A 13,957-nucleotide genomic window follows, 5' to 3' on the forward strand; every position below is an offset into this window, starting at 1 on the left:
CGGATCATTCCGATGCTCCGGCTTGTGACATTCGGGGGCCTTTGGCTTGCTGACGAGGAACGAGGGACAGTGCCACTGCCACAGAAGGCACTGTTCGGCCTCGCCTATATGTTGGCCAGCGATGAATTTGAGCTGCCGCGAGATTATCTGGCGCGGCTGCTTTGGGCAGGCGATCAAGACGCCGCCAAAATCAACTTTCGAAAGATGACCGAGCGCGTGCGCAAATGCGCCATGGACGGCTGGCCCGCTCCACTCGATTTCACGGCTTCGACCGTACAGCGGTCCGCCGAGCCCCTTGAGGCGGATTTCTCCGTGTTCTCCGGTGATCTTGAAGCGCTGCCGCGATTGAACGCGATGTCGAAACTGATGACGCGGCAGTTTATGGATGAAGCCAATTTACCCGTCGGCCTGAAACCATGGGTCGAGAAACAACGGTCGGTCCAGTGGCAACGTTTTCGCGCGGGGCTCTTCGAGGCACAAGCCGCCGCGGCAAGTCGGTCGCAATGGACCGATGTCAAGGATAGCGCAAAACAACTCCTCGAACACGATCCGGGCGATTCCGCCGTACGCGAGGTGCTGTTTGGGGCGCATCGCCATGAAGACCAAATCGGATCCTCCAGATCATCGGTCGGTCGAACCGAGTTCACGTTGCCCATGGGGACAGCAATCGTCCCCCCGATGCCCATGGAACTCCCCCGGCTGGTATTGCTTCCTCCCCAGGAAGCAGAGCAAAACTCTGCTTATCCAGCTCGCGCGTTGATGGAAGATATCACGATAAGTCTTTGTTCCTTGAGGACGGTGGCGGTCGTTGCTCCATATACGGCGGCCCGCATCCGGCAGGATGCGGATAAGATGGCCCAGTTGGAGAGACATTCCATCTCCTACGTCCTTGACACCAACATCAGCAGCGAAGGCCTCTTCGTACAGATGGTATTCCTTCCCTCGGACAGCGTTTTATGGGCGGAGCGTTTCCGCCTCAACGCCAGCTCACTTGCTTCACACCGCAGACAAGTGGCGCAGATGATCGTGATGGCCATCAGCGACCACCTGCAGCGCACCGAAATTGTGCTCGCTGATTACCGTGCTCATCCGGACGTCTATCGGTCTTATCTTGCAAGCGCCCAGCATCTCAACAAGTTCACGCTCCCTGACGTGCGCCGGGCCAGAAATGCCTTTCGAGAAACGCTGAGAATGCGCGGAGATTTCGCGCCGGCGTTGGCGGGTTTGTCCCGTACCTACTCCTGGGAATGGGTCTTGACGGCGCGGGGAGAGACCGAGCTGCTGGTTCAGGCGGAAGAAACGGCAAGAAAAGCGGTGGCCTTGGAGCCAGAACTGGCATCGGCGCACAGGGAGCTTGGGCTATCGAGGCTTTACCGCGGCGATGTCGACGGAAGCCTGGAGGCATTCGATCGGGCGGAGGGATTGAGCCCGCACCTTGCCGACGCAATATGCGGATATGCCGACGCTTTGGTTCATGCATCGAAGCCTGCCGATGGGTTGGCGAAGATCAGCAAAGCTATCCGCTTAAATCCGATATGCCCCGACGATTATTTCTGGATTGCGGCTGGCGCCAGCTATTTCCTGGGTGAATTTCATCAGGCTGTCAGCTACATAGATCAAATGGGGGACTCCTCGTCGGCCCGGAGATTGCTTGCGGCGAGTTATGCTATGGCCGGCGATACCGCGAAGGCACGCGTCCATCGCCGCAGGGCTCAGGAGCTCAACCCGCAATTCGATCTCGACAAATGGCTTTCGGTGCTTCCGGTGAAAGAACAATGGCAGAAGGAACTCTACCGAGAGGGCCTGATGAAAGCCGGGTTTTAGATTTTTCGTGCCAACAACCTGAGGGGTAAATATGGCAAGAGTTGTGATAATCGGGCTGCCCGGAGACGATCAGCTTTATCTGGCGGACATCGACGCAGGAACGGTCCTGCCGATGCAGCCGCCCGTTTCCGGACCGCTGGCCGCGGCAAACGATCTTAGAAATGCAGGGGGAACAATTGTCAAAGACGTCAACCTGGCGGTTGCAGTCTCCTCCTCCGAACAGGCTTTCTCCGGTGTCTTCGATGGCTAAGCTGCCGACGGCGTAAGCGATGGACCGCATCTGCTTACCCGAGGAGACCTATGAGCGGGTGCGTCCTTTTCTGAAGACGCTTGGAATAACCCGTATCGGCCGCCAGACCGGACTCGATCATATCGGCATTCCGGTCTGGTGCGCCTATACTCCAAACGCAAAATCGATCGTGGTTGCTCAAGGCAAAGGACTTGCCGATGCCGATGCGAGAACATCCGCGGTCATGGAGGCCATAGAGCGGGCGGTCGCTTGCGACCCGTTCCTGTCGATCAGGAATGTCTCCGCGTCTGCTCTTTTGGATGCCGACGAGCGTGTCGACCTGCTTGTGCCGTTTCTTGGCCGAAACCAGTCCCCTCCCCGAGCAACCGAAATTATGGCATTTGCGGCGGGAGAAGACCTCTTCAGTTTTGATCGCGTCTACGTTCCGGCCGAAGCCGTGTCACTCGATCGGACCCTGTCGAACTGCCGATACTGGCAATCTTCGGATGGCCTTGCATCGGGCAACACATATGACGAGGCAATTTTCCACGGTCTTCTCGAGCGCGTCGAACGCGACGCTCATGTCTTGTGGCAGGTTCTTCCTCAATCCAGTCAGCACTCCAGGTGTCTGGAACCCGACGCATTCAGCGATGAGGACGTTAGGTCCCTCATCGTGAAGATCGAGGATGCGGGCATCCTGCTGCGTATGTTCGACATGACAAGCGATATCGGCGTACCGTGTATCGGCGCCTTCCTTGCGGCAAAAGCCGCGCTCGCGTCCCGTGCGCCGCGATATGTCGACGTGACGTTCGGCTGCGGTGCTCATCCATCCCCCGAGCGCGCTGCCATACGCGCGCTGACGGAAGCCGCGCAGTCCCGGGTCACTTATATTAGCGGCGCACGCGATGACGTATTCCATGAGACCTATCGGCGACCGCTGCCCGAGCGGTTGCTAAAGTTGTTTTCTGCGGATCCTTCACGCAGCGCGCCTTTGCCCGGTCCAGGCGACCTCGCAGGAATCCTGGGGAACTTGGAGCGGTCGGGTATCACGCAAGCAATCGCCGTCCGATTGAGCGAGCCGACATCACCTTTTGCGGTCGTCAAGATATTGGTGCCCGGACTGGAAAGCCCCGAGGGAGAACGACGGCACAGATTTGGCGGCAGGGCGATGACAGCATCGTTTAGCTCATGAAAGTACTTTTTGTCGGTCCAAGCCTGCCGGAGGCAGGACGGTTCGTTGCTGATGATATGATTGTGGGGCCGCCGGCGATGCAGGGAGACGTGCGGCTGGCAGTCGACCAGGGCGCGCGGGCCATCGGATTGATCGACGGCGCCTTCGAATATGTCGCCCCCGTCTGGCACAAGGAAATTCTCTACGGTCTCTCGAAAGGCGTGGCGGTCTTTGGAGCGGCGAGCATGGGTGCCTTGCGAGCGGCAGAGTGTCACGCCTTCGGCATGATCGGCATTGGGGAAATCTTTGCGGCCTATGCGAGCGAAACCCGTGTCGACGATGCGGATGTCGCACTGCTGCATGGACCGAAAGAGCTTGGATATATTGCTATCACCGTTCCGATGGTCAACGTCGACGCAACGATCGCCGGCTGTTGCACGCGCGGTCTGATCTCCGCCCGGGAAGCGCGGCATCTCAAGGAAAGCGCGCGATCTTTGTTCTTCAAGGCCCGGAGCTGGAACGCGGTCGTGGCAAACTGCTCGGAGATTGCGAGTGGGCGCGCCAACGAATTGCTGCGAATTCTTCGCCACAACTATGTGGACCAAAAAAAAGCGGACGCCATGGCCCTGATCGATGCCCTGCGTCACGCCGACGCCTATTCTCCCCCCGCCCACTTTGAATTTAACCGAACATCTCTCTGGCGCGATGACTAGCGTCATCAGCCATGCGTTGTGTCACGCCGATGTCACGCCCGACGCCCTCAAAGAGTTTTAGATTGCCCGCACAGGTTGGGGGTTGGTGCATGGCATGCTCGGATTTGCAGATTGATATGGAAGCAGAACTCGTCGCTCTGGCGAGGTTGGTGATCTACGCGAGAGAGATCGCAAAGGGTCTCAAATCGATCGAGGTCGAGGCTGGACTTTCCGTGACGCTTGAAGCGATCACCAAGGAGCTTACTGGTGATCTGGATGTTACGGCGGCCAAGCACTCACGCAAAACACCAAGTCAAACTTATCAATAGGCGGGAACCGCGATCGGATAGTGGGCGACGGTTGATGTCGTCGAACGGTGCAGTGGGGGCGGCACGAAGGGCTCGACGGGCGGTATGGAAGCACGTCGAGCCCTCGCCGCAGTGGGGGTAACCGCTGGGGGCGGCCCTGCGGCAGTGGAACTTCCATACAGCTGTCGCTGTCGTCCAGTTCAATCAGGAAATGTAGCGTATCTTCGGCAAATTTCCACCGCAACCGACGAGTTACTGGGACAACTTTTGCAGGTGCATCATCTTGTCGGCGCGCAGGCAATCAACTCCGGCAGAATGCCTTCAAAATTAAATGGATTTGGACAAATCGGATAAGACTGGCATGAAAGCGAGACTGTCAAAAACTGCTTCTGCTGAAGAAAGTATATCGGTCTTCGGAGTTCCAGCCGCCCGCAATAACACGTCGGCCATGAGCCTGCGCGGTCCACGGCCGTGGCTTCAACTTGACCGCAGAACGGTTGCTGTTTCTCTAGCCTTTCTGAGCGCGCTTTGGATATTGGGAGCGGCGATCCTTGTCTATCTACTGACATAGAGTGGCGATTGGTCCGAACCTCCTGGATATCCAGCTTGGTTCCGGATCTCCACCCGTTGTTCCACCTTGTCTATCTGGCATAGAGGCGATCAAGACGCACGACCTTGCCCAGTGCGATCAGCGCGATCACGGTAAACAGTATCAACACCGCTGAGATTGCATGCGCGGTCGGCTCCAGGCTGAAGGTCGATTCCGCGTAGATGCGGACCGGTAGAGTCGTCAGGCGGGCGGTGGTGAGGAAGCTGGTGACGGTGACTTCACCGAAGCTGAGCAGGAAGCCGACAATGCCCGCCGCGAACAGCCCCGGCGCCAGTCCCGGCATGATGATCAGGAAGAAGCGCCGCACGGGGCTTGCCCCGAGGCTCGCCGCCGCCTCCTCCTGCGCCCGATCGAGCCCCATGACCGAGGTGGTCAGAAGCGTGATCGCAAACGGCAGGATGACGATCACGTGGATCGCCACGAGACCGAGGAAAGGCGGGATGATCAGGTAGATCTGCAAGAGCCGCAGCATGCCGACGCCGATCGCCACATGCGGCAGCGACATCGGTAAAAGCCAGAAGGTCAGCAGCGCGGACCGGCCCTTGAAGGGATAGCGAGCAAGCGCGAATGCTGCAGGCAGCGAGAGCGCCAGTGCCACCACCATGGAGGTGACCGCGAGCTGCACCGACACCCAGAAGGCATCCGCATAGGTTCCGGCAAAGAATACCGCCTCGTACCATTTCAGCGTGAAGCCGCGGAAGCCGGAAGCGGTCGCCTGCGGCACATCGTTGAAACTCTGGACACAGACGAGCACCAGCGGCAGCAGCAGGAGCAGCAACGAGGTTGCAAGCAGCAGCTTCGACACGATCGGCCCGAGGATGTCGATGATCGGCACCAGCCAGCGCGGAATGCTCCACGGATTGCTGGGCTTGCCCTTCAACCACGGCATCAGGCGATTGAGCGCGTAGGCGCAGAGCGCCGCAAAGGCGAGACCCGTGACGGTCATGATGATCGCAAGTGCGGCAGCAAGCGGCGCATTGAGGTTCTTGATCGCCTCCTGCAGCACCAGCATGCCGGTGGTCCAGACCTTCTTGCCGCCGAGCAGCGAGGCGGACACATAGGCCGTGGTCGCCATCAGGAAAACGATCACGGTGCCGGAACGCAGGCCCGGCAGGGAGAGCGGCAGGTCGACGGTGAGGAACCGGACAGCCGGAGATGCCCCGAGGCTCTGGGCCGCCTCATGAACGCGCGGCGAAGTGTTCTGCAGGTTGTCGTAGAGCGCCAGCACCATGAACGGCAGGAAGACCTGCGCCAATGCGACGGCGACCGCGCCGTGGGTGAACAGCATGTATCTCGCCGGCGGAATGCCGATCAGGCCGGTGACCGAATTGATCAGGCCCTCGGGCGCCAGCAGCAGGATGATGCCGAGCGAACGCACCACGACATTGGTGAGCAGCGGAATGAGGATGACCGCAAACGCAGCCGCGCGGTATTTCACCGGCATCCGCGCCAGCCAGTGGGCGAGCGGATAACCGAGAAGCGCGGTGATCACGGTGACGCCGAGGCCGAGCAGGATGGTTTCGGAGACGACGCCGAAATAGAAGCCATCCGACACGATATCCCGGAACTGCGCGAGCGACGGTGCCAAAAACAGCGGGCCGAAAGGATCGGGATACTCGTGCAGGGAAAGCACGAGTACCACGAACATTGGCGCGGCGAAGGATAAAAGCAGCCAAAGGGTGACCGGCGCTGCAAGCGCCGGCCCGATCCAACGGTTCATCCGGCGATCTCCCGATCGTATTTCGCCTGCCATTTGGCGCGGCTGGCGTTGATCACGTCCCAATCGAAATCGACCAGCTTGGCGACATTGGCATCGCCGAGCACGAGCTTCGACTTGATGTCGTCCGGCACGGTGATGTTGCTGACGGTCGGCGAATAATAGATCTGGCGTGCGTAGGCGAGCATGCAGGGCTCGGAAAGATGCAGGTTGATCCACTCTTCGGCGAGCTTCTGGTTCTTGGTGCCTTCGGTGATGCAGGCGACGTTCATCGACAGCGCCTGTCCCTCGACCGGGGTGGCGATCGCTATATTGGGATTGCGCGTTTCGACATAGGACTGGGTGAAGCTGCCGAACTCGACCGAAAGATCGGCGAGCTTCTGGTCAAACATTTCGAAGAGCTGGGCCTGGCTGCCCTGGATCGCCGCGAAGGGCTTCAGTTCCTTGACCTTTTCAAAGGCGATGTCGGCGTTTTTTTCGTCTCCGCCCCAGACGCGGGCAGCCATCATCAGCGCGGAAATGCCTTCGGCACCCAGGCCATCCGGCCAGGCGATGCGGCCCTTCCATTCCGGGTTCCACATGTCCTTCCAGGAGGTGATCGGCTTCGACGCCTTGGTCTTGTCGTAGACGATCGTGCAGGGGTTGAAGGCAACCCCGTAACCGCCCTTGCGGGCGCTCGGATAGAGCGCTTCGAAATTCTTGACGGCAGGTGTCGGCGCCTGGGTCACGCCGTCCTTCACTGCCTGACGGCTTTCGAAGATGTTCAGGTAGAGAACGTCGAAGCTCGGACGGCCGCGTTCCGCATAGGCGCGGGCGCGACGGTCACCGGTGCCGCCGAGAACATAGCTGATCTTGCAGCCGTATTTCTCGACCAGCGGCTTCTCGACATGTTCCTTGACGATCTTTTCCTGCGCGCCGCCCCAGATGCCGACGACCAGTTCGTCGCCCTTTTTTGGCTCCTGCGCGGAGGCGGGACGGATGATGTGGAACGGTGCGGCAAGGCCAGCACCGGCGATCAGCTTGTTGAATGTACGACGCGAGACGTTCATGTCTTGGTTCCCCTTTTTTCGGTCAGATGAATGTGGCGCCACCCGGCTGGGTCTGGATGCTGCACGGCGTCCCAAGGGGCGGAGGCGGCATATCCGAAGGCACGATCAGGCGGATCGTGCCGCATGCGGATTGGATATCGGCTTCGTAGGTGTCGCCGAGGAAGGCTGCATTGACGAGCGTGCCTGAGACATGCAGCGGGCCTGTCTCACCGGACAGTCTCAGGCGAGATGCGCGCAGCACGAGACGGGTGGCACCGGCAGGCGCCCCTTCGCATGTCAGCCCCGGCGCGGTGAACAGGCCGTTCTCGGTCTTGCCCTCGATCACCGTGCGGGCACCGAGGAAGGAGGCGGTGAACGGCGAATGCGGCCGGTCACAGAGCCCGACCGGCGTGCCGATCTCGGCAAGCAGCCCCTTGTTCATCACCGCGACGCGATCTGACATCGCAAGCGCTTCTTGCTGGTCATGGGTGACGAAGACGGTGGTGATGCCGAGCCGCTGCTGCAGCGTGCGGATTTCGGTGCGCATGTCGGCGCGAAGATGGGCATCGAGGTTGGACAGCGGTTCGTCGAGGAGGAGCACGTCCGGTTCGATCACCAGCGCGCGGGCAAGCGCCACGCGCTGCTGCTGGCCACCGGAAAGCTGGCCGGGATACCGATCGTAATAGGCGCCGAGCCCGACCGTATCGAGTGCTGCGGCAGCGCGGGCACGGCAATCGGCCTTGCCGACATGGCGCATGCGCAGGCCGAAACCGACATTGTCGAGCGCCGTCAGATGCGGAAACAGCGCGTAGGACTGGAAGACGACGCCGATATTGCGGGTATGGACCGGGCGCTTGCTGATGTCCTCGCCGTTGAGGATGACGCGCCCTTCCGATGGCTGCACGAAACCGGCGATCATCCGGAGCGTCGTCGTCTTACCGCAGCCGGACGGCCCGAGCAGCGACAGAAGCTCGCCCTTGGCGACCTCGATCGTGAGGCCGCTGACGGCGACGGAATCGCCGTAGGTGGCCGTGATGTTGTCGAGCGTGAGGTAGTGCTTATGCGACATGGTCGAGAGCCTCGGGCATGATCAGGCGGGAACGAGTCGTCCCGCCATGGCAGATGGAAATGGTGATCGGTCGCCGCGCCATTTCGGGCACGGACGCGAAGGGACCGTCGCCGGGATGAACTTCGAAGACCGGCGCGCCGGCGCCCTGCAGCGAAAGCCGCAACGCGAAACCTTCGGAAACGGTGACGCAGATAGGGCGCAGATTGATGCGCGCCGAAACCCTGCCGCCGCCTGCGAAGCGGGCATAACCGGTGCTCAGCACCCTCGCCTCTCCAGATGGCGCGACGAGCGACAGTGTCGCGCAGAGGTCGAAACCTTCGGATTGCGTCTCCACCTCGATCTCGGCCGAGGCCTCGCCAACGAAGAAACGCGCCGCGTCGAAGGGCGCACTGGTATAGACGGCGACATCGGCGCGGTTGTCGTGGTTGCTTCGATCGGCAAAGCCGACAGGCGTGCCGAGATGGCCACCGACAAGCGGCGTCGGACGAGTCGGATCGTGCACGAACGTGTCGCGGGCTTGCGCGCCACTCTCCATCGACAGGCTACCGTCGCTGACCATTGCCGCGCCAAGGCCTGAGGAGGAGAGGAAAAACTCGGCTTCGGAGCTGACGGGGCGATCTGCGAAATCGCACCAGGCCCGACGCCCTATGTCGAACAACCTTACCGGCTGCGGTCTCTCGCCGAGCCCCTTGAGATAGAAATCAAAGAAGGCCAGTTGGGCGCGGTCGATCGAGAGTTCCGCCTCCGGCCCCATGTCGGTAGCGCCGCCTGCACGGTTCCAGGGCGCATGTGCCCAGGGGCCGATCACCAGATGGGTGCTGTCCGGATGCTTGGCCCTGAACGCGGCATCTGCAGCCCAGGTGCCTTGAAGCAGGAAGTCCGCCCATCCACCGGTATGGAGAACCGGTATGTCCAGTGGATCGTCAGCCAGCAGCGCACCCGGCGAAACCGCATCCCAATAGTCCTTCTCGTCCGCCACCCATTTGACGAGATGCGATATGTCGGGCCGAGAGACGAGCAGGTCGCGAAGGGCTGCCTCGTCCGTAACCGCGCCAATCGCCCCATAGGTCCTGGCATCCTCGCGCCGTGCCGTGGTCAGCCGCGCCATCTGTGCTGCCCAGCCGGCATTGAGCCCGAGCCGGAAGGCATCGCCCTCATAGGCCCAGTCGTCACGGGGCATCCACGAACCCATGGCAGGCGCAATCGCATCCGGCCGCACCCTCCCCTTGCCGGCAATGGCGAAATATTGTGTCACGGCCTGATAACTGAAGCCGTAGAGACCGAGCTTGCCGCTGCTTCCGGGCAATTTAGCCGCCCATTCCAGCGTGCGCGCGCCGTCGGCCATCTCGCTGACGAAAGCCTCGAAAACACCACCGGAATCGCCGCAACCGCGCACGTCCTGGATGACGACGATATAGCCGCGCGAGGCATACCACGAGGGGTGCGCCAGCACGAGGGTGGAGGCGATGGCCCTCCCGTAGGGCTGCCGCATCAGGAGGACCGGAAATGTGCCCTCCCCGATCGGACGATAGATGTCGGACACCAGCACGACGCCGTCATCGAGCAGAAGCTCGCCCCTTTCGGGGCCGGAAACGCCGTATGGTGCGGGTGACATCGTCAAGTCATCGGCCCTTGTACATGGTTTTGGAAGTGATCCGGTCGAGCGGGAAATCCAGCACTTCCTTGATCAGCTTCAGGAGATTGGTGGCGCTGCGCTCGACATAAAGCCGGCCGCGCTCGGCATCGCCGGCAGCGGCATTGCCGCAGGCGCCGGAAGGCTGCACGTCCTGGGTCTGCCAGCCGTAACCGATCCGGCCTTCCGGCATCAGCAACCCGCCGGCCGCCTCCAGCTCGACGGAGACGGGAACAAAATCCTCGGCATACTGCATGTCGATCAACTCGCGATGCAGATGCAGCATCACGCTGGTCTCCGCTTCGCCGCCGTGAATGCCATGCTTCATCTCGTGGGCGCTGAACAGGTCGGAGAAATCGGCGCCGGCGCTCGCCCAGGCGCTGACGGCGAACATGTCGAGCTTGATGCGCAGCTCGCGGCAGACGATGTCCATCACCTGTGGCTGGCCGCCATGCGAATTGACGAAGATGATCTTGCGGCAGCCGGCGCGATTGACGCTCTCTCCGAGTTCGAACCACATCTTGGCAAGCGTGTCGTAGTTGAAGGTGAGCGTGCCCGGATAGGCGGTATGCTCGACCGACTTGCCGACCGGCATCATCGGCAGCACCAGAACCGGCAGGTCGTCGTCCATCAGTTCGACCGTGCGGGCGACGACGCCGGCATTGATCGCGGCATCGACGCGGACCGGAAGGTGTGGCCCGTGCTGCTCGACGGCCGCGATCGGCAGGATCGCCACGAACTTCTCCATCTCGAATTCGGAGAAATCCTTTGCGGTATGATCCCACCACCAATGCGATTTCAGTTTCATGGTCATTTTCCTTGATTGTCGCTCAGGTAGCGGCGGCGCGTGCCGCCAGCTCCGCCTTGGCGATCTTGCCGGTGGGGGTCATGGGCAGCTCGGTCAGGGAAATGACCGTCATGACGGAGAGGTCGTAGGGAAGCGTGGCTGCGATCTGCGCCTTGGCGGCCTCGCCATCGACCGGTGCGGCGGCCTGCACGAAGGCGACCGGCCGTGTCTTCATCGCCACATCGGGAACACCGACCACCGCCGCCTGCTCGATACCGGCGACCGTCGACAGCGCCTCTTCCACATCGCGCGGATACCAGATCTTGCCGCCCACTTCGAGAAGCTCTGAGCGACGCCCCATCATGGTGACAAAGCCATGCCGGTCCATCGTGCCGATATCGCCGGTCCACAGCCAGCCGTCGCGCAGCGTCTCGGCGGTCTTTTCGGGCTTGCCCCAGTAACCCCACATGAAACCGCCGCGAAGCGCGATCTCGCCGACCGAACCGCAGGGAAGTTCGCTGCCGTCGGAATCGAGAATGCGCACTTCCTTGTCCGGCAGCGGCATTCCGGCGCGGCGGGTCTCGATGTCGGCGGCATCGAGCTTCGGAAAGCCCAGCGCCACGAAACCGCCGAGCTCGGACTGGCCGTAGCTTTCGACCAGCGGCAGCTTCAGCTTCTCGTGCCAGCCAGCCTTGAGAACCGGCGGAACCGGACCGCCGCCGGACATGCTCATGCGCAGTGCCGCCGGCACCCGGCTGCGGATGGTGGCCTCGTTGAGGAGATCGGTCAGGATCGGCGGATTGGCGATCAGCATGGTGGCGCCGCGGGCCTCAAGCGCATCGAAGCCGGCCTGTTGCGTCCAGCGCCCCATGACATTGATGGCCGCACCACGCGAAAGCTGCGGCAGGAGATTGCCGACCAGCTGGTAGGAGCTCGACAACGCGCTTGGGCCGAACGAAACGTCGGCCGCGGTGATCTGCAGCCGCTCGGCGATGCAGCGGGTCGCCCGCACCGTCGGCTCATGCTTGAGGCAGGCACCCTTCGGTTTGCCGGTGGTCCCGGACGTATAGGAAAGATGGGCAATCGCATCTTCGTTGCCCGGATCGGCAGGCGCCGGCAGGGCAGCCGCCATCAGGTCCGGCAGGGAATGAGCGCCCGGTTGCGGCCCGTCCATGCAGATCAATGCCCGGATTGTCGGCACGCCGGCGGCTGCCGCCCTCACCTGTTCGTGTTTGTCATGAGTATAAACGACCACCGTCGGCTGGTGATCGCCGAAATAATAGGCAAGTTCGTCGGCGAATTTGACGTTTACGAGAGCTGAAATCGCCCCGAGCCGCCAGCAGCCCAGCATCGTCGTCAGATAGTCCATGCCGTTATGCGCAAAGATCGTCACCCGATCGCCCGGCTTGACCCCGAAACTGTGCAGCGCGCCGGCAGCCCGCTCCATGGCTTCGACGGCCTGAGCATAGGTCAGGCTCTTGTCGCGATCGACCCAGTGGAAACAGGCATGGTCCGGATCGCGATTGGCGCCATCCACGAGAAGAGTGTGCATCAGCATTCGAAATTCCCGGCGCTAAATCTGCCTGCTCAATTCTTTGGCAGATGTAAATCCTGCCTGCAGCATGGGCAAATTTTGTCCGCGGGTGAATGCCACGACCGTCGATAGCGGGTATATTCGTTTGCTTATACCTGCCGGCCTCAAGAGGCGGCCCGCAGCGGGATTGCGGATGGCGCGGGGTGCAGCGTCTGGTCGAAACGGCGCGCGACGGTGCGGATGACATTGCGCAGCCACCGGTTGGCGCCGCTGTTGTGAGCCCGCTCGTGCCACAACAGATAGAGGTTCATCTGGTCGAACTCCCTCGGCGCCTCGACGAGCTGCAAATGATTGGCCGGGGCGTTGGCGACGATATATTCCGCATAGGGCCGCGCCGTGGTGAAGATCAGGTCTGTTTCGGCAAGGATCGCCGGGATCAGCGCGTATTCCGGCACCGACATGGCGATGCGGCGGCGCATTCCAAGCTGCGCCAGCCGCCCGTCGATCGGGCTGTAGACGGCGTTGGAGCCGGGCGTCGGCGATACATGGTCGGCATCCATATAATCGTCGAGCAGTAGGCGTCCGCGCTTCGCCAGCGGGTTCGATTTCTGCACCACGCAGGCGATGTCGCAATGCAGGAGTGTGCTCGATTTCAGGCTCTGCTGCGGCGCCGGCCAATTGCCGATCACCATGTCAACCCGGCCCGATCCCAGATCCTCGATCAGGTCGCTCTGTTCCGAGGGTGCGAAAAAGTCGACCGATATGCCGGGCGCTTCGCTTCGGATGCTGGTGGCGATCGGCGGAATGAGGAAGGTGCCGAAGCAGTTGACCGCGGCAATCCGCATCCGGCTGTGAACCATGCCGGGATCGAACTGGCTGCTGCGGTTGAGTGTATCCAGGAGGCCTTCGAGCATGGCCGCGATCGAGGCCATCACCTCTTCGCCGCGCTCGGTCAGCACCAGTTTCTGGCCGCTGCGCACGAGAAGCGGATCCGAAAATATCTCCCGCGCCTTCTTCAGGCAGGCACTGACGGCCGGCTGACTGTGTCCGAGCAGCACGGCGACCTTCGAGACATTGCGCTCCCTCAGCAGCAGATAAGTGGTGCGCAGCAACCTGACGTCGATCGAGGGATTTATGTTCGCGTACACGGCCGTTTCCTCTTGCAGGCGGATCGGGGGACGCGATGCAAGCGATGTGCCACCTAGCGAACTTGTCTTGCTCCAGCGGTGGAGGGCGTATGAGTGGCGCGGCAGCATCTCTGCGATTTTTCAGCTGGACGTCTGCGAAGTTTCCTTTCTTCCGGCGGTGACGGTGCTAGAGTTTGGGCGGCGCGATCGCGAGTTTCGGCCGGGGGA

At 61.6% G+C, this 13,957-nt stretch carries 12 protein-coding genes; 5 read left to right on the top strand and 7 right to left on the bottom strand.

Annotated elements, in window-relative coordinates; translation table 11 throughout:
• Positions 1-69 precede the first annotated feature (69 nt).
• The 5 genes from MOV61_RS04085 (at position 70) to MOV61_RS04105 (ending at position 4,245) form a co-directional block, all read left to right on the top strand.
• Positions 70-1,824: a hypothetical protein gene (locus MOV61_RS04085; protein ID WP_247135647.1), complete on the top strand. Its 1,755-nt coding sequence runs from the start codon at positions 70-72 to the stop codon at positions 1,822-1,824.
• A gap of 31 nt (positions 1,825-1,855) precedes the next feature.
• Positions 1,856-2,074: a hypothetical protein gene (locus tag MOV61_RS04090; protein ID WP_040124903.1), complete on the top strand. Its 219-nt coding sequence runs from the start codon at positions 1,856-1,858 to the stop codon at positions 2,072-2,074.
• A gap of 19 nt (positions 2,075-2,093) precedes the next feature.
• Positions 2,094-3,245: a YcaO-like family protein gene (locus MOV61_RS04095; protein WP_247135648.1), complete on the top strand. Its 1,152-nt coding sequence runs from the start codon at positions 2,094-2,096 to the stop codon at positions 3,243-3,245.
• Complete coding sequence (locus MOV61_RS04100; RefSeq protein WP_247135649.1) at positions 3,242-3,937, top strand: TfuA-like protein; 696 nt, start codon at positions 3,242-3,244, stop codon at positions 3,935-3,937. Before MOV61_RS04095 ends, MOV61_RS04100 begins: the two co-directional genes overlap by 4 nt.
• Positions 3,938-4,053: 116 nt before the next feature.
• The gene (locus MOV61_RS04105; RefSeq protein WP_040124909.1) at positions 4,054-4,245 is read left to right on the top strand and encodes a hypothetical protein; all 192 of its coding nucleotides are present in this window, start codon (positions 4,054-4,056) and stop codon (positions 4,243-4,245) included.
• Positions 4,246-4,865: 620 nt separating this feature from the next.
• Here MOV61_RS04105 and MOV61_RS04110 read toward each other — a convergent pair.
• The 7 genes from MOV61_RS04110 to MOV61_RS04140 form a co-directional block, all read right to left on the bottom strand.
• Positions 4,866-6,554, bottom strand: coding sequence for an ABC transporter permease subunit (locus MOV61_RS04110; protein WP_247135650.1), 1,689 nt, complete (start codon positions 6,552-6,554; stop codon positions 4,866-4,868).
• Entirely contained in the window at positions 6,551-7,600 is a 1,050-nt protein-coding gene (locus tag MOV61_RS04115) for a PotD/PotF family extracellular solute-binding protein (protein WP_041364942.1), read from the bottom strand. Before MOV61_RS04115 ends, MOV61_RS04110 begins: the two co-directional genes overlap by 4 nt.
• A 22-nt stretch (positions 7,601-7,622) precedes the next feature.
• The gene (locus tag MOV61_RS04120; RefSeq protein ID WP_247135651.1) at positions 7,623-8,648 is read right to left on the bottom strand and encodes an ABC transporter ATP-binding protein; all 1,026 of its coding nucleotides are present in this window, start codon (positions 8,646-8,648) and stop codon (positions 7,623-7,625) included.
• Positions 8,638-10,263, bottom strand: a complete 1,626-nt coding sequence (locus MOV61_RS04125) for a CocE/NonD family hydrolase (RefSeq protein WP_247135652.1) — start codon at positions 10,261-10,263, stop codon at positions 8,638-8,640. The genes MOV61_RS04120 and MOV61_RS04125 overlap by 11 nt, the downstream gene beginning before the upstream one ends.
• Positions 10,264-10,270: 7 nt before the next feature.
• Positions 10,271-11,089, bottom strand: coding sequence for a creatininase family protein (locus MOV61_RS04130; protein ID WP_247135653.1), 819 nt, complete (start codon positions 11,087-11,089; stop codon positions 10,271-10,273).
• A 22-nt stretch (positions 11,090-11,111) separates the two neighbouring features.
• Positions 11,112-12,626, bottom strand: coding sequence for a class I adenylate-forming enzyme family protein (locus MOV61_RS04135; RefSeq protein WP_247135654.1), 1,515 nt, complete (start codon positions 12,624-12,626; stop codon positions 11,112-11,114).
• Between the two features lie 140 nt (positions 12,627-12,766).
• On the bottom strand, positions 12,767-13,750 hold the full coding sequence (locus MOV61_RS04140) for a LysR family transcriptional regulator (protein WP_247135655.1): 984 nt from the start codon (positions 13,748-13,750) through the stop codon (positions 12,767-12,769).
• Positions 13,751-13,957 lie beyond the last annotated feature (207 nt).

This window comes from Neorhizobium sp. BETTINA12A, from assembly GCF_023006485.1.
Lineage (GTDB): Bacteria > Pseudomonadota > Alphaproteobacteria > Rhizobiales > Rhizobiaceae > Neorhizobium.